This is a genomic window from Actinoplanes sp. NPDC020271, assembly GCF_044388125.1.
GTDB lineage: Bacteria > Actinomycetota > Actinomycetes > Mycobacteriales > Micromonosporaceae > Actinoplanes.
In genome coordinates this window covers 48805-73928 of record NZ_JBIRWQ010000018.1, presented here as the reverse complement: position 1 = coordinate 73928, position 25124 = coordinate 48805, and the positions used below count along the sequence as shown (strand labels likewise).

Annotated in this window: 17 protein-coding genes; 10 read left to right on the top strand and 7 right to left on the bottom strand. The window is 69.1% G+C overall.

The genetic code is table 11. The features are described 5' to 3' along the window. Window positions 1-147: 147 nt before the first annotated feature. From ACH442_RS31970 to ACH442_RS31945, 6 genes are all read left to right on the top strand, one after another. A complete protein-coding gene (locus ACH442_RS31970) occupies window positions 148-5499 on the top strand; it encodes a GH92 family glycosyl hydrolase (RefSeq protein ID WP_396341855.1) in 5352 nt (1783 codons plus the stop codon). A gap of 269 nt (window positions 5500-5768) precedes the next feature. Next, the gene (locus ACH442_RS31965; RefSeq protein WP_396341854.1) at window positions 5769-6017 is read left to right on the top strand and encodes a hypothetical protein; all 249 of its coding nucleotides are present in this window, start codon (window positions 5769-5771) and stop codon (window positions 6015-6017) included. A gap of 314 nt (window positions 6018-6331) precedes the next feature. Continuing rightward, window positions 6332-7129, top strand: a complete 798-nt coding sequence (locus tag ACH442_RS31960; RefSeq protein WP_396341853.1) for a hypothetical protein — start codon at window positions 6332-6334, stop codon at window positions 7127-7129. A gap of 98 nt (window positions 7130-7227) precedes the next feature. Then, window positions 7228-8469 (top strand): vanadium-dependent haloperoxidase, encoded by a 1242-nt coding sequence (locus ACH442_RS31955; RefSeq protein WP_396341852.1) that lies wholly within the window; start codon window positions 7228-7230, stop codon window positions 8467-8469. 155 nt (window positions 8470-8624) lie between these two features. Beyond that, entirely contained in the window at window positions 8625-10862 is a 2238-nt protein-coding gene (locus tag ACH442_RS31950) for a DUF4153 domain-containing protein (protein ID WP_396341851.1), read from the top strand. A 95-nt stretch (window positions 10863-10957) separates the two neighbouring features. Further along, the gene (locus ACH442_RS31945) at window positions 10958-12160 is read left to right on the top strand and encodes a hypothetical protein (RefSeq protein WP_396341850.1); all 1203 of its coding nucleotides are present in this window, start codon (window positions 10958-10960) and stop codon (window positions 12158-12160) included. 3 nt (window positions 12161-12163) lie between these two features. On the opposite strand, the gene ACH442_RS31940 is transcribed toward ACH442_RS31945, so the two are convergent. Then, on the bottom strand, window positions 12164-13342 hold the full coding sequence (locus tag ACH442_RS31940; RefSeq protein WP_396341849.1) for a 4-hydroxybenzoate 3-monooxygenase: 1179 nt from the start codon (window positions 13340-13342) through the stop codon (window positions 12164-12166). A 119-nt stretch (window positions 13343-13461) separates the two neighbouring features. Between ACH442_RS31940 and ACH442_RS31935 the strand changes: the two genes are divergently transcribed. Beyond that, the gene (locus ACH442_RS31935; RefSeq protein WP_396341848.1) at window positions 13462-13833 is read left to right on the top strand and encodes a nuclear transport factor 2 family protein; all 372 of its coding nucleotides are present in this window, start codon (window positions 13462-13464) and stop codon (window positions 13831-13833) included. Between the two features lie 99 nt (window positions 13834-13932). On the opposite strand, the gene ACH442_RS31930 is transcribed toward ACH442_RS31935, so the two are convergent. The 3 genes from ACH442_RS31930 to ACH442_RS31920 form a co-directional block, all read right to left on the bottom strand. Continuing rightward, a complete protein-coding gene (locus ACH442_RS31930; RefSeq protein ID WP_396341847.1) occupies window positions 13933-15687 on the bottom strand; it encodes a potassium channel family protein in 1755 nt (584 codons plus the stop codon). Between the two features lie 9 nt (window positions 15688-15696). After that, the gene (locus ACH442_RS31925) at window positions 15697-16083 is read right to left on the bottom strand and encodes a DUF6394 family protein (RefSeq protein WP_396341846.1); all 387 of its coding nucleotides are present in this window, start codon (window positions 16081-16083) and stop codon (window positions 15697-15699) included. Window positions 16084-16183: 100 nt separating this feature from the next. Further along, on the bottom strand, window positions 16184-17455 hold the full coding sequence (locus tag ACH442_RS31920) for a hypothetical protein (protein ID WP_396341845.1): 1272 nt from the start codon (window positions 17453-17455) through the stop codon (window positions 16184-16186). Between the two features lie 624 nt (window positions 17456-18079). Here ACH442_RS31920 and ACH442_RS31915 point away from each other — a divergent pair. After that, window positions 18080-21358, top strand: coding sequence for a glycoside hydrolase family 3 C-terminal domain-containing protein (locus tag ACH442_RS31915; protein WP_396341844.1), 3279 nt, complete (start codon window positions 18080-18082; stop codon window positions 21356-21358). A 339-nt stretch (window positions 21359-21697) separates the two neighbouring features. Here the strand turns inward: ACH442_RS31915 and ACH442_RS31910 are convergent, their stop codons facing one another. Next, entirely contained in the window at window positions 21698-22207 is a 510-nt protein-coding gene (locus ACH442_RS31910; protein ID WP_396341843.1) for a Uma2 family endonuclease, read from the bottom strand. 749 nt (window positions 22208-22956) lie between these two features. Between ACH442_RS31910 and ACH442_RS31905 the strand changes: the two genes are divergently transcribed. Both ACH442_RS31905 and ACH442_RS31900 read left to right on the top strand, forming a co-directional pair. Next, window positions 22957-23226: a type II toxin-antitoxin system Phd/YefM family antitoxin gene (locus ACH442_RS31905; protein WP_396341842.1), complete on the top strand. Its 270-nt coding sequence runs from the start codon at window positions 22957-22959 to the stop codon at window positions 23224-23226. Then, entirely contained in the window at window positions 23223-23492 is a 270-nt protein-coding gene (locus tag ACH442_RS31900) for a Txe/YoeB family addiction module toxin (protein WP_396341841.1), read from the top strand. The genes ACH442_RS31905 and ACH442_RS31900 overlap by 4 nt, the downstream gene beginning before the upstream one ends. A gap of 342 nt (window positions 23493-23834) precedes the next feature. Here ACH442_RS31900 and ACH442_RS31895 read toward each other — a convergent pair whose 3' ends face one another. Together ACH442_RS31895 and ACH442_RS31890 are read right to left on the bottom strand one after the other, a co-directional pair. Then, entirely contained in the window at window positions 23835-24497 is a 663-nt protein-coding gene (locus ACH442_RS31895; RefSeq protein WP_396341840.1) for a Crp/Fnr family transcriptional regulator, read from the bottom strand. A gap of 72 nt (window positions 24498-24569) precedes the next feature. Next, the gene (locus ACH442_RS31890; RefSeq protein ID WP_396341839.1) at window positions 24570-25073 is read right to left on the bottom strand and encodes a hypothetical protein; all 504 of its coding nucleotides are present in this window, start codon (window positions 25071-25073) and stop codon (window positions 24570-24572) included. Window positions 25074-25124: the final 51 nt, after the last annotated feature.

Below are 25124 nucleotides of genomic sequence, written 5' to 3'. Positions count from 1 at the left end.
CGCTGCCCGGCGCCGCTGTTCCCGGTATTAGTGAGCATTGTTTCCAGGTCATTTCGAACAACGTCTTGACAACGTTGTCAGTGCGGGTTGAAGCTGGCGATCTCTGATAGCAGGGCGTCCACTGTGCCTCCTCCGTCTGGAGTCCGCATGAAGTTCTCCCGCCCGCCCCGACGGTGGTCAGCCGTCGCCGGCGCGCTTCTTCTCCCGGTCGGCTTGATCTCCGCTCCCACCCTCGCGAACGCCGCCGTCAAGGCCGGTGACTTCGCCTCCTCGTTCGAATCGGCCGACCCGCAGGCCACGGCCAGCACGGTAGAGCTCGACGCGAACGGCAAACCGGTCCAGGGCAACCTGACCGGCTCGATCCGCACCGGGCTGCCCGGCAGCGTGCTCGACAAGGTCGGCGCGGTGACCGCGAGCGCCGAGAACCCGCCGAACGAGACGGCGCTCAAACTCAAGGACGGCGACTCGTCGACCAAGTGGCTGGCGTTCGATCCGACCGGCTGGGTCACCTACCGGCTGACCGCGCCGGTGACCGTCGTCAAGTACTCGCTGACCTCGGCCAACGACGCGGCCGGGCGGGACCCGAAGGACTTCGCGATCCAGGGTTCGGCCGACGGCACGGAGTGGACCGACCTCGACAAGCAGACCGGCCAGACCTTCGGCGGTCGCTTCGCGACGAACACCTACACCTTCAAGAACACCAGCGCGTACGCGTTCTACCGGCTGAACGTCACCGCGAACTCCGGTGACTCGCTGGTGCAGCTGGCCGACTGGGACATCAGCGACGGCACCGACGTCAAGCCGCCGTCGACCCCGATGGTGACCGTCACCGGCACCGGCCCGTCGCGCGGTTCCAACGCCAAGCCGGGCGCCGGGTTCACCGGGGTCGCCTCGCTGCGCTACGCCGGTGCGGCTGAGGGCGGCGGACGGTCGTACGCGAGCAATCGGCTCTTCGACGTGAACATCCCGGTCGGGCCGAAGTCGCGGCTGAACTACAAGATCTTCCCCGAGCTCACGGGCGAGGACCTGCAGTATCCGTCGACCTTCGTCTCGCTCGACCTGCACTTCACCGACGGCAGTTACCTGAGCAGGCGGTCCGCGATCGATCAGCACGGCTACGCGCTGACGCCGACCGGCCAGGGCACGTCGAAGGTGCTGCTCGCCGACGAGTGGAACGCGGTGCAGGCCGACCTCGGCACGGTCGCGAACGGCAAGACGATCGACCGGATCCTGCTCGCCTACGACAACCCGAAGGCGACCGCGGCCACCCGCTTCCAGGGCTGGATCGACGACGTCGCGGTGACCGGCACGCCGGCCGCGATCGACGGCTCGGCGCTGACCGGCTACGTCGACACGCGGCGCGGCACCAACGCGTCCGGCGGCTTCTCCCGCGGCAACAACCTGCCCCTGACCGCGGTGCCGAACGGCTTCAACTTCCTGACGCCGGTCACCAACGCCACCTCGGACTCCTGGGAGTACGTCTACCACCGCGACAACAACGCGGCGAACCTGCCCACGCTGCAGGGCCTGGCGATCTCGCACGAGCCCAGCCCGTGGATGGGTGACCGCAACCAGATGTCGGTGATGCCGGTCGCGGCCGGTGGCAACCTCACCGGTGCACCGAACACCCGCGCGCTGGCGTTCAGCCACGACGACGAGATCGCCCGCCCCGACCTCTACTCGGTGCGGACGCAGAGCGGCCTGGTCGCGCGGATGTCGCCGACCGACCACGGTGGCGTCGCCGACTTCACGTTCCCGGCCGGCTCGGCCACCGGCAGCGTCGTCTTCCAGAACGGCACGTTCACGTTCGGCGCCGACGGCACGGTCACCGGCTGGGTCGACAACGGTTCCGGGCTCTCCGCCGGTCATAGCCGGATGTTCTACGCCGGCACGTTCGACCGCGCGCCGAGCGCGACGGCGGCGGCCTCGGCCACCTTCGACACCGCGGCGAGCGCGACCGTGACGCTGCGGTTCGCCACCTCGTTCATCTCCGTCGACCAGGCGAAGAAGAACCTGGCCCTGGAGGTCACCGGCAAGAGCCTCGACGAAGTCCACAAGGCCGCCACCGCGGCGTGGAAGGACCGGCTCGGCCGCATCGAGGTGAAGGGCGCGACCGAGACGCAGCTGGTCACGCTCTACTCCAACCTGTACCGGCTCAACCTCTACCCGAACTCGCAGTCGGAGAACACCGGCACCGCGGCCGCGCCGCACTGGCAGTACGCGAGCCCGGTCTCCGCGGCGACCGGCACGTCCACCCCGACCACCACCGGGGCGAAGCTGGTCGACGGCCAGATCTACGTCAACAACGGGTTCTGGGACACCTACCGGACCGTGTGGCCGGCGTACTCGCTGCTCTACCCGGACGTCGCCGCGAAGCTCGCCGACGGGTTCGTCCAGCAGTACCGCGACGGCGGGTGGATCGCCCGGTGGTCCTCTCCCGGTTACGCCGACCTGATGACCGGCACCAGCGCCGACGTCGCGCTGGCCGAGGCGTACCTCAACGGGGTCGAACTGCCCGACCCGCTCGGCGCGTACGACGCCGCGGTCAAGGACGCCACGGTCGCCTCCGGCCGCAGCGCCGTCGGCCGCAAGGGCATCGAGACCTCGCTGTTCCTCGGCTACACGCCGACCACCACCGGCGAGTCGGTGTCCTGGGCCCTCGAAGGGTTCATCAACGACTACGGCCTGGGCAACATGGCCGCCGGACTGGCCAAGGACAAGGCCACCCCGAAGGAGCGGGTGCAGCAGCTCAAGGAGGAGTCGCAGTACTTCCTGGAGCGGGCCCGCAACTACGTCAACATGTTCGACACCAAGAGCGAGTTCTTCCAGGGCCGGCAGGCCAACGGGACGTTCCTCGACGGCGACCCGCTGGACTGGGGTGGCGTCTACACCGAGACCGACGGCTGGAACTACGCGTTCACCGCGCAGCAGGACGGCCAGGGCCTGGCCAACCTCTACGGCGGCCGCAAGCAGCTGGAGCAGAAGCTCGACGAGTTCTTCGCCACGCCGGAGAAGGCCGACCACCCCGGCGGGTACGGCGGCACGATCCACGAGATGCTGGAGGCCCGGGCCGTCCGCCTCGGTCAGCTCGGCATGAGCAACCAGCCCTCGCACCACATCCCGTACATGTACGACTACACCGGCGTCCCGTCCAAGACGCAGGCGATCGTGCGGGAGATCCTGCAGCGGCTCTACGTCGGCAGCGAGATCGGCCAGGGTTACCTCGGCGACGAGGACAACGGCGAGATGTCGTCCTGGTACATCCTCAGCTCGCTCGGCCTCTACCCGCTGCAGAACGGCTCGTCGAGCTGGGCGATCGGCTCACCGCAGTTCGAGCAGATGACCGTGCACCGCACCACCGGTGACATCATCGTCAAGGCGCACGAGAACAGCGTCAAGAACGTCTACATCCAGTACGCCCGGGTCAACGGCAAGGACCAGAAGAAGGTCGCGATCGACTCCTCGGTCCTGGCCAAGGGCGGCACGATCGAGTTCGTCATGGGCCCGAAGCCGTCGTCCTGGTTCACCGGCAAGAACGAGGTGCCGGACTCGCTGACCAAGGGCAACGACGTCCCCAAGCCGCTGCAGGACGTCACCGGCCCTGGCCTGGGCACCGCCACCACCGACGGCGGCTCGGACGCGTCCAAGCTCTTCGACGACACGTCGTCCACGCAGCTGACGTTCGCCTCCGGCACCCCGCAGGTCGACTGGACGTTCCGCGGTGGTGAGCAGGCACCGGCGTACTACACGCTCACCTCCGGGGCCAAGGGCGGCGACCCGTCCGACTGGACGCTGCAGGGCTCGGCCGACGGCATCACCTGGACGACGCTCGACACCCGCAAGGACCAGGTGTTCGCGTGGCGCAACCAGACCCGGCCGTTCCGGATCGACAAGCCGGGCCGGTTCACGAGGTTCCGCCTGGCCGTGACGAAGACGACCGGGGCCGCGCAGGCCACCCTGGCCGAGGTGGAACTGCTCGCCGGTGGCGACGTCCGGCTCGGCGGCGGCTCGGTCACCGTCTCCGGCGTCACGAACGTGGCCGCTCGCTCGGGTGCCGCGGTGTCCGTGCCGCTGGCCACGGTCACCGGGGGCACGGCGGCCGACTACCAGGCCACGATCAACTGGGGGGACGGGACACCGGCCACCGCGGGGACCACGACGCTCAGCTCGCGCGCGGTCTACGGGGTGAGCGGCTCCCACACGTACGCGAAACCCGGTTTCTATCAGGCGTCGGTCACCGTGAGCGATGGCGACGGGCAGGACTCGGCGACCGTCGGCGTCACCGTCTCCTATGCGCCGGAGTCCGGCCTGACCGCCGCGTTCGACACCGTCTGCATCGGTGACGACGGAGTGCAAGGAGCCAACTGCGACGCCAAGACCTGGGCCTACTCGCGGAGCGCGCTGGCCACGGCCGGCCTGACCCAGGGCAAGCGGGCCACCGTTCCCGGAACCGCGCTCGGCTTCACCCTGCCGGTCACCCCTGCCGGGCAGCCGGACAACGCCAGCGGCAACGGCAAGACGATCGCGCTGAACCTGCCGGCCGACGCCAGGAGCATCTCGTTCATCGGCGCCGGGACGCAGGGCAACCAGAGCACCACCGGCACCGCGACGTTCAGCGACGGCACCACCGCGAGCCTCCCGATCCAGATGAGCGACTGGACGCTGGGCGGGAACGCCAACGGGACGCCGGCCTACGGCAACGTGATCGTCGCCAAGTCCGCCTACCGGTTGCACGGGACCGACCGGGACGGCGCGGTGCCGTTCCTGTTCGCGACCGCGCCGTACCAGATCCCGGCGGGCAAGACGCTCGTCTCGGTGACCCTGCCGGCCCAGACCGGTGACCCCGGTTCGATCGGCCGGATCCACGTCTTCGCGATCGCCGACGACGGCACGCCCCGGCCCGACCTGACGCTGACCGCGCCGGCCGGCCAGAGCGCGACCGCCGGTACGGAGTTCGCCGCGAAGCTGGGCACGGCCACCGGCGCCGAGCACGCCACCGTCCAGTGGGGTGACGGCACCGTTCCCGCCGACGCGGTGATCGACGCCTCCGGGGCGATCAGCGGGACGCACACCTACGCCCAGCCGGGCACCTACACCGTGCACGTCACGGCGTGGGACGCGTACGCCGGCAGCACGGTCACGTTCACCACGACCGTGGCCAAGGGTGCCGCGTCGGCCACGGCGAGCACGGTGGACCTGAGTGCGAAGGAGGCGGCGCCGGCGTACCAGCCGGAGGCCAAGCTCTCCGTCACCGAGGGTCCGCGGGCCACGGCCATCACCGTCGACGCCTCCGGGTTCGCGCCGAACGAGACGGTGACCGGCACGTTCGGTCCCGGGCTGGCCGTGAGCACGCTGCACGCCAACGCCGACGGTGTCGTCGCGGGCGAGACCGTCAGCGTTCCGGGGGCGGCAACCCCGGGCACGACCGGCGTGACGCTGACCGGTGCCGAGTCCGGCGCCAAGATCCAGCTGCCCTTCACGGTCACCCCCGCGAAGTAGCAGAACCCCCAACCCACTGATGGGCCGGCCCGAACATGGCCGGCCCATCAGTGTTTCCCGGTTCTGTCGTGACGTCATAGCCGGGCCTGCCCCAGGGCGCCGGGGGCATCGCAGCCGTACCCGCTCGGCCCGTCGGCCGGTGACGACACGCCGGGCGAAGGCGACGGCGCCGGAGTGCCGGATCTGGCGGACCCGGAGCCCGGGATCGGCCTGCTGGAGGCAGGCTTGCCGGTACGCCGGATGGCGAATAACGCCGATTCGCTGGCACGATGGCGCTACCGTCGGATTCTCTTGACCACAACTCGGAGATCGGGGCGTGCCAGCACATGGAACCTCACCAGGATCCCGCTCAGCCGGCCGACGCGGAGGCACCCGAGAGTCTGGAGGGCTGGCTGCGGGACCTGCGCACCGAGGTCGCCGCGGACCCGTCGAGCTGGGCCGACCCGGACGGCGAGGCCCCTGCGCCGCCTGCGCCGGAGGAGAAACGCGGCGGCGGCCGGCACCGGGCGGCCGACTGACGGCGCAGGCCCTCTCGCGGACCGGAGGCGGCACTGTCGTGATGCACGCCTGTTCCCGCGGATCAACCGTACTTACTTCTGCACGGTAACGATCACCCCGCCACACACATCTGTCAGAGCGCGCTCCGAGGTGGGGCCAGCTATACCGCACAGGTGGAGCAAACTCACCCGGTTGTGCTACATCCTGTGTCATCGTGCTCCGGGCTGCCGTTCTCTACCGTCAGCCCATGCGCATGCGACCTATCACGACAACTGTCGCCGCCGGACCACCGCCGGACTCCGGTGGTAGACCAGTTCGATGGCATTCGAGGACCGTGATCGGTTTGCTGCTGGTGGCCGGCTCAGCGTTGGGGGCAGCATTCGAGCTCGCCCCCAGGGTCCTCCTGAGGCCGAGCTTCGGGGCTTACAGTGACGCGAAACTGCACGACGCCCTCGGGCGTGCGTTCGCCGAGTATTGGGAAAGCGGATCCCCGGCGCTCCCCGCCCACCTGACGTCGCTGGTCGACTACTGGTTCCAATGGCATGCGATCAAAGTGGTGAACAGCGCCTTGCTGGCTGTTGTCCTGGCCCTGCTCACCACCGCGCTGTGGCAGAAATATGTGCGTGGCCGGCGCTGGTACGCGGCGGTCGCCACAGCCGCGACGATGTCGACGGTTCTCGTCATCTGGGTGCTGTCGGTGAACATCCAGGTGACGGCCCTGCCGCTGATCCCGTTGCTGGGGCTGTTACCCGGTGGAACCGCCGACGGAGAGCTCGCCCGGGTGGTGAGCGAGATGCGCGAAGAGCTGACGAACGCGGCCGCCCCGCACGCCGGTTCCCCTGTGCCGGCGGTGCTGCTCGGCGAGGTCGAGCGCTATTACTGGGTCACGGCGGGGATTTCCGCCACGCTGATGGTGGCAGCCGGCCTGACGAGCGCCTGTTTCTGGAGGCGGCGTCTCGCCGGCGACACGAGCGCCATCCGGGTCAGATTCATGCACAGTACGCTCGGTGTCATCACGGCCCTGACCGCATGTGTGCTGCTGCTGATGACAGTGGCCAGTGCACTCTCGGCGCTGGAACCCGCCGCCTCGCTGCTCGGCATCACCGCGGAGGCGTACAACACGCAAAGTTGACAATTGTCGATCGGGTCTTGTGTGGACAGTGGCAGGCCATCAGGGTTGTTCCGGCAGTTTCCGACAGCTCCCGGGGGACCCCGATGGCATACCGCCGCATGATCGCGTTGACCGCGGCACTGGCCCTGACCGTCACTCTCACTCCGTCACCCGCCGAGGCCGGCAGCACGTCCGGCCCGAATGCGGTGGTGACCTGGAACCTCAACGCCCAGAACGAGATCTACGAGGTGGCGCGGCAGTCGCCGGCCACCGCTGCCCGCAGCTTCGCGATGGTGCAGGGCGCGGTCTACGACGCCGTGAACGCGGTCACCGGGGTACGGTACCAGCCGTACCTGACCGCGCCGAAGGTGCGCCACGGCGCCTCGGCCGACGCCGCGGTGGCCGCGGCCGCCTCCGACGTGCTGCTCGCGCTCTTCCCCGAGCAGGCCGCGACCGTCCAGGCGCAGTACGACACCGCCCTCGCCGCGATCCCGGCCGGGCGGGCCCGCGTCGCCGGCGTCGCCGCCGGCAAACAGGCCGCGGCCGCGATGATCGCCGCGCGGACCGGTGACGGCGCGTTCGACCCGGACAGCTGGAACGTCAGCACCGAACCGGGGCAGTGGCGGCCCACCCCGCCGACGAACGTCCAGGACGGCGCGTGGTTCGCCGACCTCACACCGTTCGTGCTCCCCGACTCGGGGATGTTCCGGACCGCCGGGCCGCCCGCGCTGAGCAGTGCCGCGTACGCGAAGGACCTCGACGAGGTCAAGGCGATCGGCGGGGTGAACAGCACGGTCCGTACGCCGGACCAGACCGAGTCGGCCAAGTGGTGGCACGACCGCCGCCTCACCGAATGGGCGATGAAACGGCAGCTCGCGCAGACGCAGCACCTGAGCACGCTGCAGACCGCGCGGATGTTCGCGATGATCGACATCGTCAACGTGGACGCGCTGATCGCCTGCTACAACGAGAAGAAGTACTGGAACTTCTGGCGCCCGGTCACCGCCGTCCAGGAGGCCGGCCGCGACGGCAACCCGGCGACCGAGGCGGACCCGGCGTGGATGCCGCTGCTGGTCACACCGCCGTTCCCGGACTACACCTCCGGGCACACGTGCTCGTTCTCGGCGCTGACCCTGACCTGGCAACGGTTCTTCGGGCGCGACGACATCGCGATGAGCGCCTACAGCTCGGACTCCGGGACGACCCGCTCGTTCCCGAGCTTCTCGTCGGCGCTGGCCGAGGTCGTCGAGGCGCGGATCTGGGGCGGGGTGCACTTCCGGACCGCTGACGAGCAGGGCGTGAAGATCGGGACCGGAACCGCGCGGTACGTGCTGGCGCGCGAGTTCCGGCCGCTCCACTAGGGGTTTCACGGCATGAGGGCGGGCCCGGCGGCCCGCCCTTTCGCGTGCTGTTCCGGTCACTGCATGTCGTCACGGCGGTACGGAACCGTCGCAACGTAGACGTACGTGCGCGGACGCCCTACGCTGTGCCGAACCTGTGAAACGAGGAGGACGCAGTGGCCGAATCCCCACCAGAACAACGGAAGGCCGCCGAACCCGGGCCGCCCGTGCCACAACTGCTGGTCATGCCGCCCAGCGACGCGCTGCCGTCGATCGCGTGGCCGGGGCCCGAAGGTGCGCCGGCCTGGGCCATCCCGGTGCAGGTGCCGGCCGGGACCCAGGGATATGCGCTGTTCATCCCCATGCTCCCCATCTCGTCGGCGACCGCGACCGCGGTTCCGGCTTCGCCCGTCGGTTCCACCGAAGCGCCGGCCTCAGCTTCCGTCGCTGCCCCGGCGCCGTTGTCCCCGGCCGACACGGAACCTCCGGCCGAGGGTGTCGCGGAGTCTTCGCCCGAGGCCGCGGCGGCATCTGACTCCGAGGCCGATCCGGAACCGGCTGCTGTTGCTCCGGCGCTCGTCAACGCCGGTGCGGAGGCCGTCGTTGCCCCGCCGTCCGCACCCGCGCCCGCCTCGTCCGCCGAGGCCGCGCCCGGTCAAGCCGCGCCCGCCTCGCCCGCCGAGGCCGCGCTCGGTCAAGCCGCACCCGTCTCGTCCGCCGAGGCCGCGCCGGCGGTTGCCGCTCCGGGTGCGCCATGGCCGGCCCCGGCCGAGGCCGCCGCGGCACCGCCCGCCGCGACTCCGGCTCCGCCACCCGCTCCCAACGTGTGGACCTTCTCCGAGCAGGGTGCCCGCGTCCCGTTCCAGCAGACTCCCCACACCCCGTTCCCCCGCTACCAGGCGCCGCCCACCCCGTGGCAGAGGTTCCGCGACAAGCACTGGCCCGGCCCGGTCGGCACCCGCGGACGGGCGGTCCCGGCCGGCGTGCTCGCCGGTGCACTCGGCATCGCCTGTTTCACGCCGCTCGACCGTACGGGAATCGGTTGGTTCCTGGGTTGGCTCGTCCTGACCGTCGGCGTGGTTCTCGGCGTCCGCCGCTCCGCCGACCTGCCCCACTCCGAACGGTGGATCCGGGGTGGCTGGGCGGTCGCGGCGCTGGCGCTGCTCGCCGTCCCGGCCTTCCGCAACGCGTGGTGGCTGGTCACGTTCAGCGTGTTCGGGGCGCTGGGCTGTGCGACGCTGGCGATCGTCGGCGGTCGTCAGGTCCGCTCGATACTGTTCGGGCTGGTGGCCACGCCGTACGCCGGATTCCGTGGTCTTCCCTGGGTCCGCCGGCACCTGGGGACGAACCGCAACACCGGGATCGGCAAGCGGGTCGGTTTCTCGATCGTCCTCACGGTGCTGGTCCTGCTCGTCTTCGGCGGGCTGCTCTCCTCGGCCGACGTCGCGTTCTCGACGCTGCTCGGTGACGTCGTGCCGGACTTCGACATCGGTTCGGCGTTCCGCTGGATCTTCCTGGCCGTCGTCGGAGCCCTGATCGCCGTCGCCGGCATCTACACGCTGTCCGCGCCGCCGGTCGTCTCCAGCCTGGACACTCCCGGTCGAGGCCGGTACGGCCTGGTCGAGTGGGCCCCGGCCGCCGCCGCGCTGGTGCTGCTCTTCGGCGGCTTCGTCGGGGTGCAGTTCGCGGTCCTCTTCGGCGGCAGCCGGCACGTGCTGGAGACCGCCGGGCTCAGCTACGCCGAGTATGCCCGCAGCGGCTTCTGGCAGCTCGTCGCCGTCACACTGCTGTCGCTGGCGATGCTCGCCGCACTGGCCCGCTGGGCGAAACGCGACACCGCGACCGAACGACTCGTGCTGCGCGTCCTGCTCGGCCTGGTCTGCGCCCTGAGCGTGGTGATCGTCGGCTCGGCGCTCTCCCGCATGCTGGCCTACCAGCGCGTCTACAGCTTCACCGGTGAGCGGATCTTCGTCATGTCGCTGGAGTTGCTGCTCGGCACGGTGTTCGTCATGATCGCCGCGGCCGGCATCCGCTGGCGTGGCCGCTGGATCCCGCGGGCCACCGTCGGTCTGGCCGTACTCATGCTGCTCGGCCTGGCCGTCCTCGACCCGGAGGGCTACGCCGCCGACCGCAACGCCCAGCGCTACGAGCAGTCCGGCAAGATCGACGCGTGGTATCTGCGGGCCCTCTCGGCCGACGCGACCCCGGCCCTGACCCGGCTGCCCGATCCGGTACGCCGGTGCACGCTCAGCTGGATCGCCGAGGACCTCAAGCAGCCCGACCCCTGGTACGCCTGGAACCTCGGCCGGTCCCGTGCCCGGGCCGCGCTGGACAAGCTGCCCAAGAGTGCGATCGGCAAACCGTCCGACTGCCGGGCCGCCGACGCGTACGACCTGCCCAAGAAACGCCGCTGACGCACGTCGCGGCCCGGTGGTGCCGGGCCGCGACACGTGTGGTGAAGTCTTTCGATACAGTCGCGCGCGGAGTACACGGGGAGGCTGCGAGCGACATGGTGGATTCGGCGGACGAGAAAGATCCCGGCCCGGCCTCCCCGGATGCTGCCCAGCCCTCGGATGCTGCCCAGCCCGCGGATGCTGCCCAGCCCGCGGATGCTGCCCAGCCCTCGGATGCTGCCCAGCCCTCGGACGCTGCCCAGCCCGGGGCGCCCGCTCTCCCTGCGTGGCCGGCACCGTCGCCCGTCGAGACCGACACCGCGCTCGGTCAGCCGGAGCAGCGCGCCGGCACCGCGCACGGCGAGAAGACCGAGCACGCGCCCCTGGCCCAGTTCGCCTCCCGGGCCGGCGGGCGTCCGCAGCCCGCGATCGGCACGCCGCCGGAGATCCAGGCGCCGGTCGACCCGTGGCCTTCGCCGATCCAGGGCCTGGTCCCGCCGGCCGGCGCCCAGTCGTTCTCGGACCTGGAGCTGATGCAGCTCCAGCGGCCCGCGACCAGCGCGGCCCGGAACACCCGCATCCTGGTGACGGTCCTGGCGGTCGCGGTCCTGGCCCTCGTCGCGGGTGCGGTCGGCGTGGTCGCGCGCGGCTGGTCCGACGACGAGCGGCAGAGCACCCCGGTCGCCTTGACGTCCTCGGCGGCGGCCCGCCCGTCGACCGGGACCGCGCCGCCGGCGGCCGTCCCGCCGTCGGCCACCGTCACCGAGAACGCGCCGGCGGTGCCGACCGGCCCGGTCCCGCAGACCGTCGTGCCCGACTACGTCGGCGACCTGGGCGAGATCTGCGAGGGCACGGTCTACTGGCCGGCGCTGCCGAAGCGGAGCTCCACCAAGGTGCCGCACCCGATCCTGGTCTACGGCGACACCGGCGGCGGCAATCGGATGATCTACACCATGTTCGACGCCACGTTCCTGAAATCGACCGCGGCCGTCAAGACCTGGTCAAGCTCCGACATGAAATCCTCGCAGGTCCAGATGGTGGCCTGCATGGAACGGATCGCGGTCGGCAAGAAAGTCCGCAGCTGCACCTACACGAGCCCGGGTTCGGACATCGAAGGCGGGACGGCCACGATGTACCACGCCACGTACCGCCTGCACGTGCACGAGACGGCCACCGGCAAGAAAATCCTGGACACCAAGCTCGAGGCGGACAGCCCCAAATGCCCGTATTCCCTCGGGGTGCCCGACGACCGGAAGGCCTACATGGAGGTCAAGGACTACACCCTGACCTCCACCATGAGCAAACTCTCCGGCCTCTGACCCTCAGACCGCGGTGCCGGCCATCAGATCGGCGAACGCCGCAGCCGCCGGCGGCGAACTGAACAGCCGGTCCAGCCGCGCCAGCGCCAGCCGCCGCCGGAACGCGTCGGACTCATCACCCGCGAAATGCATCATCTCCGTGTACCACCGGGAGAACTCCTGATAATCCCAGGTGCGCCGCAGACAGGCCGACGAATAGCCGGCCAGCCCGGACACGTCACCGTCCCGCTCGGCCGCCACGATCGCGCGCGCCAGCAGATAGGCGTCGGCGATCGCCAGATTCATTCCCTTGGCGCCCATCGGCGTGATGATGTGCGCCGCGTCGCCGACCAGAAACATTTTCCCGTACGCCATGGGCTCCGCCACGAAGCTGCGCATGTCCACCACCTCGCGCCCGGTGATCCGCCCGTCCCTCAACCCGTCGTCCCCGAGCCGCAGCCGCAGCTGCTCCCACGTGTACTCGTCTGGCCACTGCCGCGGATCCTCACCCGTCGGGTGCTGCAGGTAGAACCGGCTCGCGTGCGGCCCCCGCGCGAACTGCGCCGCAAACCCGTGCCGGCTCACGGCCATCAACGGGTACCGCGGAGCCGGCGACTCCGCCAGCACCGTGTACCACCCGATCCCGTGATCAAAGCTGTAGGTGGTCAGCACCCCGTCCGGAACACTGCGCCGGCTCACCCCGTGAAACCCGTCGCACCCCGCGACGTAGGAACAGCTCAGCTCCCCATCGCCATAGGTGACCCGCGGCCGCTCACGGTCCAGATCCCGAGGCGTCACGTCGCCCACCCCGAACCGCAGATCCCCGCCGCCGTCGAGAAAACTCCGGATCAGCCGCTGCACCAGCAGTTGCTGCGGCACCAACCGGCTCGGCCGCCCACCGGCCAGCCCCGGCACGTCGAGCAGCCTCGGCACCCCACCGACCCGGATCTCCAGCAGCGTCTCCAGCGGCGCCCCACCGGCCACCTGCTCGGCCAGCCCGAACTCCCCGAAGATCTCCTCCGCCCGATGATCGATGACCCCGGCCCGCTGCCGCCCCTCGACATACTCCCGGTCCCGCGCCTCAAGCACCACACATCCCACCCCGCGGCGCTGCAGAAAGTTGGCCAGCGACATCCCCGCCGGCCCCGCCCCCACAATCACCACGGTCGTCTCCGCCGCCATCCCGCCCCTCCGATCGTCCATTGCGGATGCTAAGCGCTCGGCGGCGGAATGCCCTGCCCGCCGGCCACCGGATCCGGCGGCCCGCACCGGCGCGGACTTCCCGCGCTTCGCCCCCGGGCACGGCCTCCTAGTCTGGGTCGATGTCAATCGAAGAGGAAGTGCTGGCGGCCGCGGCCGCCCGGTCCGCCGCGCTCGTCGCCGGGGATGCCGAGCAACTGAAGCGTCTGCATCACCCGAGCCTGCGGTGGACGACGCACCGCGGCGAGGTGCGTGACCGGGCGGCCTACCTGGCCGGCAACGAGCCCGGCACGCTGCGCTGGCTCGACCAGAAACTCTCCGGCGTGGACGTCGTGGTCGCCGGGACGGTCGCGGTGCTCACCGCCGAGGTGACCGACGTGGTGTCCCGTGACGGGCAGCCGCGCACGTTCCGGATGCGGCTGACTCTGACGTGGGTGGCCGGCCCGGACGGCTGGCAGTGCCTCGCCGGCCACGCTGGTCCGCAGCTGGACTGACATGGTGTCGAACGGCAGCGCCGGCCGCGCACCTGGCAGAACCGCGGCATCAGCGGACTCGAACGACTCGCGCCGTGCTGCGTTGTCGCAGGCGGTGACCTAACGGTTCGAGCGGCTCAGACGCCGCCAGATCCAGCTCGACGGCACCCGCCGGCCGTACAGGATGTATTGGCTCACCGAGTCGATGGTCACCGTGTCCATCAGCGCCCGCTGTTCCCGCCGCTGTCCGGCGAGCAGGAGCTGGTCGCCGGCCTGCAGTTCGTCGTCGTCGGCGGGTCCGAGCGTCACCTGCCCGTCCCGCAGGATGAGCAGCGGGACGATGTCGAGGCGCTGCTCCCGATCGTCGGGATGGCGCAGGAGATCGCCGAGTGTCGCCCGCCCCTCGCGCAGCCAGTGGTTGAGCGCCGGGGCGTCGCTCGCGTCCAGCGTCGTGCGCCACAGCCCGGGCAGACGGCGCCCGCAATGCCGTTGGAGGCGCTCGACCATGGTCTGGGCCCATTCGTCGCCGAGGGCCGGCATCTCCCGCAGGAAGCGCCACAGCAGCGGGGTGCTGAGCTGCGCGTAGATCTCGTGGGCGACCACTTCGGCCGGCACCAGCAGGGAGTCGATCTGCATGGCGGCGAACAGTGGCGCCGTCTCCGGCCGGTTCTGCCGGGACGTGACGAACAGTTCGGGATTGATGTGGCGGGCGGCGGCGACCAGCGACAGGTTGGTGGTGTCATTGTCAGTGCCGGCTACGAAGCCGACCGCGTGTGCCAGGTCGGCAGCGGCCATGACGTCCGGTTCGGAGCCGTCGCCGGGGATGACCCACGGTTCCGCTCCGGCTTGCGCCCGGATGTCGATCGCGGTGACGGTGAGGCCTTCGGCGTGCAGGTCCTCGGTGAGTTCCCGGCCGAACCGGCCGTAGCCGCACAGCACCCAGCGCCCGGCTCGCGGCGGCTGGGCCCGCTTCGGCAGTTCGGCGCCCGGCCCGCTTTCCAGCCAGGCCATCAACTGGTACGACGCCGGGGCGCGCAGGGCGAGTCGTAGATGATCCCCGTACCGGTCGAACGGATTCACCACCGTGGGTGATCCGAACGCGGCCATCCGGTGTTCGACGGCGGGCGACACCGTCCTGGCCATCACCGGCAGCTCCGGGCGCACCAGGGCGGCCGTCATCGTGACCGCCAGGTTCACGTCGTCGTCGTCGGTCAGGGCCAGCACCCCTTCGCAGTACGGGTGGCCGAGCCCGGCGTGTTCCATCGTCTGCGGGTTGCGCGCGTCACCGGCCAGCCCCGGCACGTCGGAGCGGTACGCGTCGATGTCCAGCGCGTCCACGCGCTCCGCGTCGGTGTCGATCACCACGAGCCGGCGGCCGAGCGCGTCGAGTTCCCGGCCCAGCAGCCGGCCGGTCTGCCCGTATCCGGCGATCAGCAGGAACGGCTCGCGAAGCCGGGCGACCGTACGGGTGAAACGCTGCAGCGCGAGCGCCTGGCGGAACGCGCGGTCCTGCAGCAGCGTCAGCAGCGAGCCGATCGCGTAGGCCCAGCCGATGACGGTGAGGTAGATGGTCGCCGTCACCCAGAGTCGCTGCGCGCCGGTGAACGCGTGCGGGATCTCGCCGTACCCGATGGTCGTGGCCGTGTAGCTCATGAAGTAGAACGCGTCGAAGAAGCCCATGCGTGTCGGCTGCCCGGCGTCGTCGCTACCCGGGATCAGCGTCAGGCCCAGCACGCTGACCGCGACGATGGTGATCAGGACGATCAGCGGTGCCCGCATCCGGCGCAGGATCAGGAAGACGGTGGGCGGGCCCTGTACGGCGACGGCGATCCGCGTCCAGCGGCGCGCCTCGCGGGGCCGATTCGATCCGGGCACGGCTGCCGCTCAGCGCCGCTGGAAGGAGACGGTCTCGACGACCAGCAGGACGACGGAGACGATATTGGCCAGCAGAGCGCCGCCGGACAACGACACCACGGCGGCCGTCGACTGGCCGTTCAGGCCGGCCGCCGAGACCTGTGTCGCCCAGATCCAGGCCAGCGCGGCCGCGATCAGCTGCAGGTCGGCGACCAGGCTGGTGGCCAGGTGCACCGCGCCGATCTGCGTGCGGTCGCCGAACTTCAGCACGGTGGCGATCAGGTTCACCACGACGGCGGCGAACAGTTCGTACTCGTTGTGCAGCTTCGGATCGGCGAGGTCACCGATGAAGAAACCGAAGTTCAGCGTCGCCGCGAGCAGCACGAAGAATCCGAAGATCACTTTTTCCAGACTCATCGGCACCCCCTGGCGGTCAGTGTGCCGCATTACCCCCGACCGACACCCGTCAAGCCTTGAACCGGTCCCGGTGTCGGCCTGCGCGTCCGGGTCGTCCCGGTCAGGACTCCTCCTTGCTTCCGAGCTGACGCTGTGCCCGTTCGGTGATGTCGCCGGAGACCTTGCCCATCATCGATTTGGCCCGGCCGAAGGCTCTCACTCCGAACCGGCCCGCGGCGCCGATGCCCTCAGCGCCGGTGTCGAGGACCTTGGTGCCCACCTCGGCTCCGGTGTCGAGAACCTTGTCGCGGACGTCCGCGGCGGCGTCCAGCCATCGCCTCGCCTCGCGTGATTGACGGTCACGTTCGATGCCGAGCAGGCCGGTGAACCGGACGACCGCGACGGCGACGTAGTTGGTCGAGTGCACTACCACCTGCGAGCTGGTCGGGTTCAGCAGCACCTTGGCGTTGGCGGTTCCGGCCGCGGCGTCCATCCGGGTCAGCAGACGCTCGGTGCTGTGGGAGATCACGTCCAGACGGTTCCGCCGGGCGATCCGGATGCCGACGCGGTGCTCTTCCCATTCCTCGGGAGACGCGTCCAGGACCCGGTCGAGTTCGAGCACCGCGACCGCGTCCTGGAGTTGAAAACAGCGGGCCAGCACCGCGAGCCACTCCTGAACTTTGATCTCGGCTTCCCTGGTCGTCTTGGCCAGGTCGCTGACATCAGTCGTCTCCAGCCTCTCGGCGATGGCGTCGAGCCGGCGCAACGCATATGCCTGGGTCCGAGCCAGCGGCACCGGCGTGGCCTGCACCTTCGACCACGTGATCTCGGAGACCCGGCCCACCTGCTCCCGGATCGTCAGCGCCTCGTCGATGACGAGCTCCACCCCGATCATGTCTGCCACCACGGCGTCCGTCTGGGCGCGGAGCACGGCGTCGACCTTGGCGTCGATCACGGCGAGATACTCGGTGATCTCCGCCATGCTCTGCTTCATCGCGAGCTGTGCCATGAGCCCGGCGGCACCGGTAAGAATCGCCGGGTTGGTCAGCATCCCCGTGGGACTTGCCTTCACCACTTGGAGAAGGCCGGTGATCTTGCCATGGTCGGTCAGGACCGCCCGCTTGACGTCGTTGCTCGGCCCGGTCATCAGGTTGTACTTCTTCATCGCCTGAGCGGACTCCGCGGTCAGCTGAACCCAGCGCCCCGAATGCTCGGCGGCCGCAGCGCCGGCCTTGGCGACCGTGGATCCGGTGCCGAGGGCCGAGCTGAGCCGTTTCAGCCCGAGGTCTTTCGACGGCAGCCGTTCCGCGGTGAGGAAACGATCGACCGCGGCCGGATGCCCGATGACCGCCAGACCGTCCCCATCAGTGATCAGCTGGATCTCGTTCTCCACCGCCGGCTCCTCAGAATGTGATCGCAAAGTGGTCTTACGCTCCGTCATCGTTCTGAATGAGCTCGCGAGTGCTGTCGGGCTCCGCCGCATCTGAGCCTTCATCGTAAGACGACAATCACTTCACGAAGTCTGGCCGTTCCGCCAGACCGGTATACGCCGCCTCGCCAGAATCGGCCGGTTCGGCCACCGGGTTCGGGCTCTCGGAGCCGCCGGCGGACGGGCGAGTTCGAAGCCGGCCTCCGCTGACTGAGAAGCGGCACTGTCTCGGATCAACGGCTGAGCCCCGGGATGAGCGGCCGGCCCCCGGAGGGCAGTGGCCGATCTCGAGGTTGTCCCGAGGCGGGCGACGCGGCGCTGAGAAGCCTCCTGCCAAACCTTTGCGCAGCCGTTATAGTGCTGCTAATTAATCGAGACTGATCTATCTTCAGCCTGGCCGGCTCAGTGGTTCAGGGCCATCGAGGGATCGGAGTTCGCCACCTTGGACAGGGAGACCTTCACATGGTGAAGACCAGTTCTGTGCCCTCGCGAGGGAAAGGGCACGGCAGAGGCTCCAGGAGTCCAGGGCGCGGGTTCTTGGCGTTCGGGCTGGCGTGGGCTGTGGCCGTGGGCTCACTCGGCGGGTTCGTGCGACCGACTTCGGCGTCCGCCGACGGAACGCCGGCGTACAAGGACACCTCGCTGCCGTTCAGCGTCCGTGCGGCGGACCTGGTCTCCCGTATGACGCTGGAGGAGAAGTACGACCAGCTCATAGCGATGCAGCCGCATGCGACCTGGCGTCCGAAGCCGAAGGCGATCGACCGGCTGGGCGTGAAGTCGTACGGGTACTGGGGGGAGGCGAATCATGGGATCTACTTCCCGACCATCCCCGGCAACGGCAACTACACGCAATATCCGCAGAGCACCTCGATCGCATCGACGTGGAATCCGGCCATCACCCGGGAGATTGCCGGCGGTATCGCCGACGAGGCCCGCGTCACCTACAACACGTCCTGCCCGCCGGGTGTGGCGAACCCCGACCCCGTCGGTGGCGCCTGTCACGGCTTGACCTATTGGTCGCCGAACCAGAACCTCAACCGCGATCCCCGGTGGGGGCGGGCGGACGAGTCGTACACCGAGGATCCCTTCCTGGCCGGCCAGGTGGCCGGCGCCTTCGTGACAGGTTTGCAGGGCGACACCGTGTCGCGTCCCGACACGATTCCCACCAGGGCGCACGACTACGTTCAGGCGGTTGCCACGCCGAAGCATTATCTGGCGAACAACTCCGAGGCGAACCGCGACTTCGGCACGTCGAACTTCACCGAGCGTTCGATGCACGAGTATTTCCTGCCGCCCTTCGCGGCCTCGGCCGGCAAGGCGGGCGCGCGGTCGCTGATGGCCGCCTACAACGCCTTGTCCTTGGTGGAGGACTACACGAGGGACTATCCGTCCGCCGCGAGCTACCCGACCCTGTGGAGCCCGCGCGACAATGCCACCCCCGGCGGTACTCCCGGGACGCCCGCTGCGGCGAGCCGGTACTCCCTCGAGACCATGCTGCGCCGGTCGTACGGCTTCGACGGTTACGTCGTCTCCGACTGCGATGCGATCACCCGCGTGTACGGAACCGGGACGTCGGGACATTCCTGGCATCCGGTCCAACTCGGCGGTCAGACGCAGATCGGCAAGACCCTCGGCAACGCCTGGGCGCTCAAGGCCGGAACCGACCTCGACTGCTCGGGCGGTGACTACCCCACGGCGACCGGCCTCCCGGCGGCTCAGAGTCAAGGCTTCGTCAGCGAGTCCGACCTCGATGTCGCGCTTGTCCGCGCCTTCACCGCACGGTTCCAGTTGGGCGAGTTCGACCCCGTCGGCTCGGTCCCCTGGAACAGCGAGTCCTACTCGCTGTCCGCGGCCGGTGATCCGGACGTCAAGCTGGCTTCGCCGGCGCACCGTGCGGTTGCGCACGAGTCCGCCCTCGAGGCGCCCGTGCTGCTGAAGAACACCCTCAGAACGCTCCCGTTCGCGGGCGCGGCGACCGGCAGGACAATCGCCCTGGGGCACGTGGACTCCCTCAACGCGTTCCAGTCGGGCTCCTACTCCGGGCCCACGGCTGTCAACACCACCTTCGCCCAAGCGCTGGCCGAGCGGACGGGGCTGCCCGCCTCGGCCGTGACCGCGGGGTCCAGAACGCCGTTCCTGTCCGACCACCTCGCGCTGTTCCCCGACGTCCTTGACGCCGACGGCACCGCGATCACCACCTCGGTGTGCGCCAGCAGCCCCTGCGATCCCGTGACGGACGCGGCGACCGCCGAGTACCAGATCTCGCAGGCCGACAATATCGTGGTCGTCGCCGGTCACCGGAACAACGACGGCGGCGAGGGCGCGGACCGCTCCACGGTCGTCATGCCACGCATGCAGGCCGAACTGATCCGGGACTCGATCGCCCCGCTCGCCCAGAAATACGGCAAGAAGATCGTGGTGTGGATCCAGGCCAAGACCATGGTCGACGTCAGCGCGTTCAAGGACCTGCCGGGCGTAGGGGCGATCGTCTGGTCGTCCTTCAACGGCATGTACCAGGGCAAGGCGATGCCCGAGTTGCTGTTCAACGACGCGGTGAAGCTCGAGGACGGGCGTACCGCGGTGGCCAACTTCTCGGGCAAGCTGCCGCTGACCTGGTACTCCGACGTTGACGCACAACTCGGGCCGGCGGCCGCTCCGGACCGCGCGATCGAGGACTACCGGATGACCAAGGCGGAAGGCGCCAAGTGCGGCCGGACCTATCTCTACTACCGGGTCGGTCCCGGCTGCGCGGCGCCCCACTACGTGTTCGGTCAAGGTCTGTCGTACTCGCCGTTCGTCTACGGCACCCCGAGACTGTCCTCTCCGAAGATCACTCCCGACGATGCGGTGACGGTCTCGGTGCCGGTGTCGAATCGGGTCGCCGACAACCCGGGTAAGGCCGTCGTGGAGGTCTACGCCCGAGCTCCGAAGGGAGCCGACGGGAGTCAGCGCCCGCTCAAGCAGCTGAAGGGTTTCGTCAAGAGCGGCCTGATCGCCGGGACTCCCGCGACCGTGAAAGTCACCATCGGTGCGGGTGACCTGTGGTTCTGGGACGACATGAAGCACACGAAGGTGTTCCCCACGGGAGACTGGACCATCCTGGCCGGTCCGAGCTCGGCCGGCGCGGACCTGAAGTCGGTGAGCCTGCGGGTGACCGGGCACCGCACGGCCGGCGTCGAGGTGGTCTCGGCCCAGCCGGACGCCACCGAGTTGAGCCTGGACACCCCCGACAACCGGATCAACGCCCAGCTGTCGGTCACCAAGCACGACATGACGTTCTGGGATCTCTCCGATCGGGCGCTCAAGGTGAAGTACACCTCCTCCGACCCGGCGGTCGCGACGGTCGACGCCAGCGGCTCCGTCAAGCCCGTGGCCACGGGCGCCGTCCTGATCACGGCCAAGGCCACCGCCAACCGGGAGAGCAAGTCGACCACCTTCCCGGTCGTGGTGACCTCCGGCGCACCGAACGCCGCCGGCTCGGCGTTCCCGAACGCCTACACGTCGCGGGTCGACTTCGGCGACCGGAAATTGCCGCTCGACCAGGCATCCTCGGGGACGAAGCTGTCCGCGAGTGTGGTCCCGGCCAACCCGGCAACGACGTACAGCTACCAGATCGCCCCGATGGACACCAACACCGCCGGAGCGAGCGTCACCTCGGCGGGAGTCCTGACCGCGGCCAGGACCGGGCACGTACGGGTCACCGTCACAGCAACCGGTGCCGGCGTGCAAACGTCAGAATCCGCCCTGATCACGATCACACCCAGGTGCCGGTTCAGCGGCGTGGGGCCACCGCCGGCCGGCGACGGCTCGCCCCCGGGCAGCGACGAGTTGCCGATCGACCGGGAAACGGCTCCGTCCAACGGCTGATCTCGCGTCACGCGGCCGGCCGCGAACGATCCTCCCGAGCAGGCCGGGTAGCCCGAGGGCGTCAGGTCCTCCGGCTACCCGGCAACGCTGTTGAGCACCTGTCTGGGCACCCCGGATCCGGACGAGGCTTTGCCGGCCGGGTGGTCGGCTGGGCCGCGGACACGCTCAAGACCACCATGTTGGCGATGTGCCCGGCGCCTCGTCGACGGAGATGACCAGCAATGAGCGGGCGGCCATGGCACGTACGGCTTCGTCCCGCCGAGCCCGCGCAGACGCTCGACGCCGCTTGGCACGCCAAGCTCGGGCGGCGGCTACGGACCAGATCTGCGTTACCGAGAACTACTCTATGTCAGGGTCAGAGGTCAGAAGCCAGGTGAGAGGCTGAGGCCCCGCGGGGTCGGGTTCGTACTCGCCGACATCGTTCAGGACGTGCCGGTGTACGGTCGCTCCACCGTCGCGCTCGACGACCCAGTATCGCGGAATGCCGGCTTTGGCGTACTCGGCCTTCTTGATGATCCGGTCAATGACTTCGGAACCGCCGGATACAACTTCGACGGCAAGCAGTAGCCCGGAGGTGCCCGCGTAGCTTGAGCGTGAGCGACGCGGGGGCATACCTTTGGCCCACACCGTCAGGTCGGGAACGCGGCCACCACCGACGTCGATGCCGCAGTCGGCCGCGAGCTGTTCGGCTTCGTAGCCGTGGCCGGCGAGCCAAAGGATCATGCGCATCACCAGCAACGCGTGTTCCGGGTCCGCGGGGGGCATGATAGAAAGCACTCCCTCGGGACTCAACTCGTACCGGTGGTTCTCGTCGGCGGCTGCCATGCTGGCGACGTCGTCCAGGGTCACGTGCGTCGGCATCTTTGCGCCGAAAGCTTGAGCGCTCACCGTGCCCCCTCCGCGATTCCCGAAGCCGACCGCAGCCTTTCGTCCCGACTACGATACCTGTCCGGCGTTCGCCGGACGCGTTCGACATGTGCACCGTTTCAAGGCCGCGAGCCGCCACGTCCTGCTGATCATCGTCCACTCCCGCGTCAAGCACTGGCCGACCGGTGGGTGACCGAGGTCTTCCATCTTAGGCCCCACCGAAGCGGTCGGCAGTGGTCCTGGGCCAGATCAGCATCATCGACAGGTCGGCAGAGTGCGCTGACCTCCGGCTGCAGTTCGAGCGCCTGACGAGTCGCGGCGAACGCGCGTGGTTTCGGCGTCCCGGGCTGGACGGCCAGGATCTCTGACGAGTGCGGTCTGGGTATTCGACCTCTGCCTCGGCGAACAGTGTCCCCTCGGCGTCGTTGTACGGGAAAGTGGGGAAGCCGCCTACCGTGACACCGGCGGCGATGTGAAGCAGATCGGGAAGGCGAAACAACGCGCCCTCGACGACTTCCCCGGCTTCGCCCTCACGTGAAGCAAGATCAACTCTCTGGAGATCAGCCGCAGCTGCATCTACGCCTGCCGATCAAGGGGCATCTTCTACCTGGGTGACCGATCGATGAGGTGATCGGTGCCTGCGGAGTCCGTGATCAGGCTCTGCGGCCTTCTATATGGCAAGGTCGGAGGTAAAGTTGTACGGTATAACGTACAACGCCAAAGGGGGATTGATGAAGGTCATAACCGCGTCCGACCTGCGCGCCAATCTTGCCAACGCGTTCGACGCTATCGAGGACGACGCCGAGGATCTTGTCGTCACCCGAAGCGGACACGAGCCGCTGGTGGTCATGCGTAAGAGTGAGTACGACGCCTGGCGGGAAACCGAGTACCTGTCTCGGGGCGCCAACGGCCGCGAGCTACGGCGCCGGATGGCGGAGATGGAAGCGGGTGAAGGCGTTGTGCGCGCGTTGATCGAGGATGGCGCGGAGCCTGGTAGGTGAAAATCCTGTGGCACCCGAGCGCGTGGGACGAGTACGTCCACTGGCATTCGGCTGACCGAAAAGTCCTCAAGCGGACCAATGCGTTGATCAAGGACATTCAGTGCGGCGAGGATGGTGGTATCGGGAAGCCTGAACTCCTCAAGGGCGACCTCTCGGGATGGGCATCCCGGCGGATCAACGAGGAACATCGACTGGTGTATCGAATCGCAGGGGCCTCCGATCAGTTGGAGATCCTGTCCTGCCGTTACCACTACGTGGATAAATAGCGTTGGACGTCCAACTCCGACCGAGGACCGTCGCTGGAGGGCGCAACCCGCGATGAGCCAGCCGGTCAGCGCGCCCCTGGAAGTCAGCTGACCAGCTCTCTGTCAAAGCCGGCGCTTGACATACCATGGGCAGCGAGTTGCGTTCGGCGCTGTCACGGCTGCCGGTGGTTCTGGCGCGGGCGTCAGTCTGGGCGGTGAGCCGGCACCATGCCCGACGCATCACGTCGTTTTTGCCCCGATCCTCGGTCGCGGCACGATCATCCTCGATATGGACATCGGCTTGTTGGTAGACCTGTTGTCAGGTCGGCGCGACGATACCTCTGCGCGAGCCCTGAGGCGATGTCAGGGTGCGTCAGCGCGCGACTGAAGGGCGGCGGCGTCGCGTACCAACATCCGGCGGTAGCCGGTGGCTATGATGCCGGCCGTTCGCAGATCGCGCAGGGCCTTCTGCAGCGTGATCTCGGCGGCGCCACACATGGTCGCCAGCTCGTCCTGAGTCAGGTGGATGTCGACGGCGATGCCGTTGTGGTCGCGATAGCCGTAGGCTGTAGCGATCTCCCAGAGGATCCGAGCCAGGCGTACCTTGACGGGGTGGGCCGCGAAGTCGACGCGCCGGCGGTTCGCGGTGCGCAGGCGGTTCGCGACGATGCCGGCCAGTTCCATGGCCGCGTCCGGATGGCCGCGGAGGAAGGCGCGAAGTTCGCTGCGCTGGATGATCCGGATCCTCGAGGTCCGGCACGCGGTCACCGTTGCTGAGCGCGGTTCGCCGATCACGTCGCCTGAGACGCGGACATCGATGAGCGCCTGCCGGCCGTCGGCCATCGCCACGGTCACCTTCGCGAGGGCGTCGTCCAGGAGAATCACGTGTGACTCCTGGACGCCCTCGCGCAGCAGCACGCGGGACGCCGCTGCGGTCCGCTCAACTCCCAGCCGGAGCAGCGCGCGGCGGCTGGTTTCGTCGATGCGACGCAAAAGCGTTCCGGGTAGCCAGGAAGTGTCGGTCACGCCTACCTCCGCGTCATCGAGGGATATGACCTCTCGTGCATGTCTGACTACATCACGTCACCTCTTTCCGTGCTACATGGCGATCGCCGCGATCGTGGTGAGCGCCGTCAAGGTCCCCGCCGCCATCGCGGCGACCGCAACAGCGGGACTGGCCCGCCCTACCCGGGAATGCTTGGCCACTGCGATGCCAGCCAGGACCGACACCAGATCCCAGGCCTCGTTGCGCTGTTCACGGGCGCTGATCGTGGCGGGTCGCTTGGTCGGCAAGGTGAACCGATTGGCGCGGCTGGCCGGAGACAGGCGCGGCGACACCGCTGCCAGTAGATGCCAGGCGCCGATTGTCAGAGCAGCGAGCCAGGCGACGGCTGCGACGGCGGTGGCAGCCAGCAGCGAAGTGCTGCCGCAGCGTTCCAGGGCCGGTACTTGCTGCAGGACGATGACAACCGAGCCGCCTAGCAGGCCGAGCATGCTCTGTGCCTTGACATCGGCGTGGCGAATGGTGGTCTGCAGCGACGTAGCGGTGTAGAGGGCGGAGCCGAGGTCGAGGTTGACGTCGGACTGATGGGCAACGGTCATGCTGTTCAGTGAATCGCTGGATGCCGGTGACGATGGCATCCTCCTACGTGT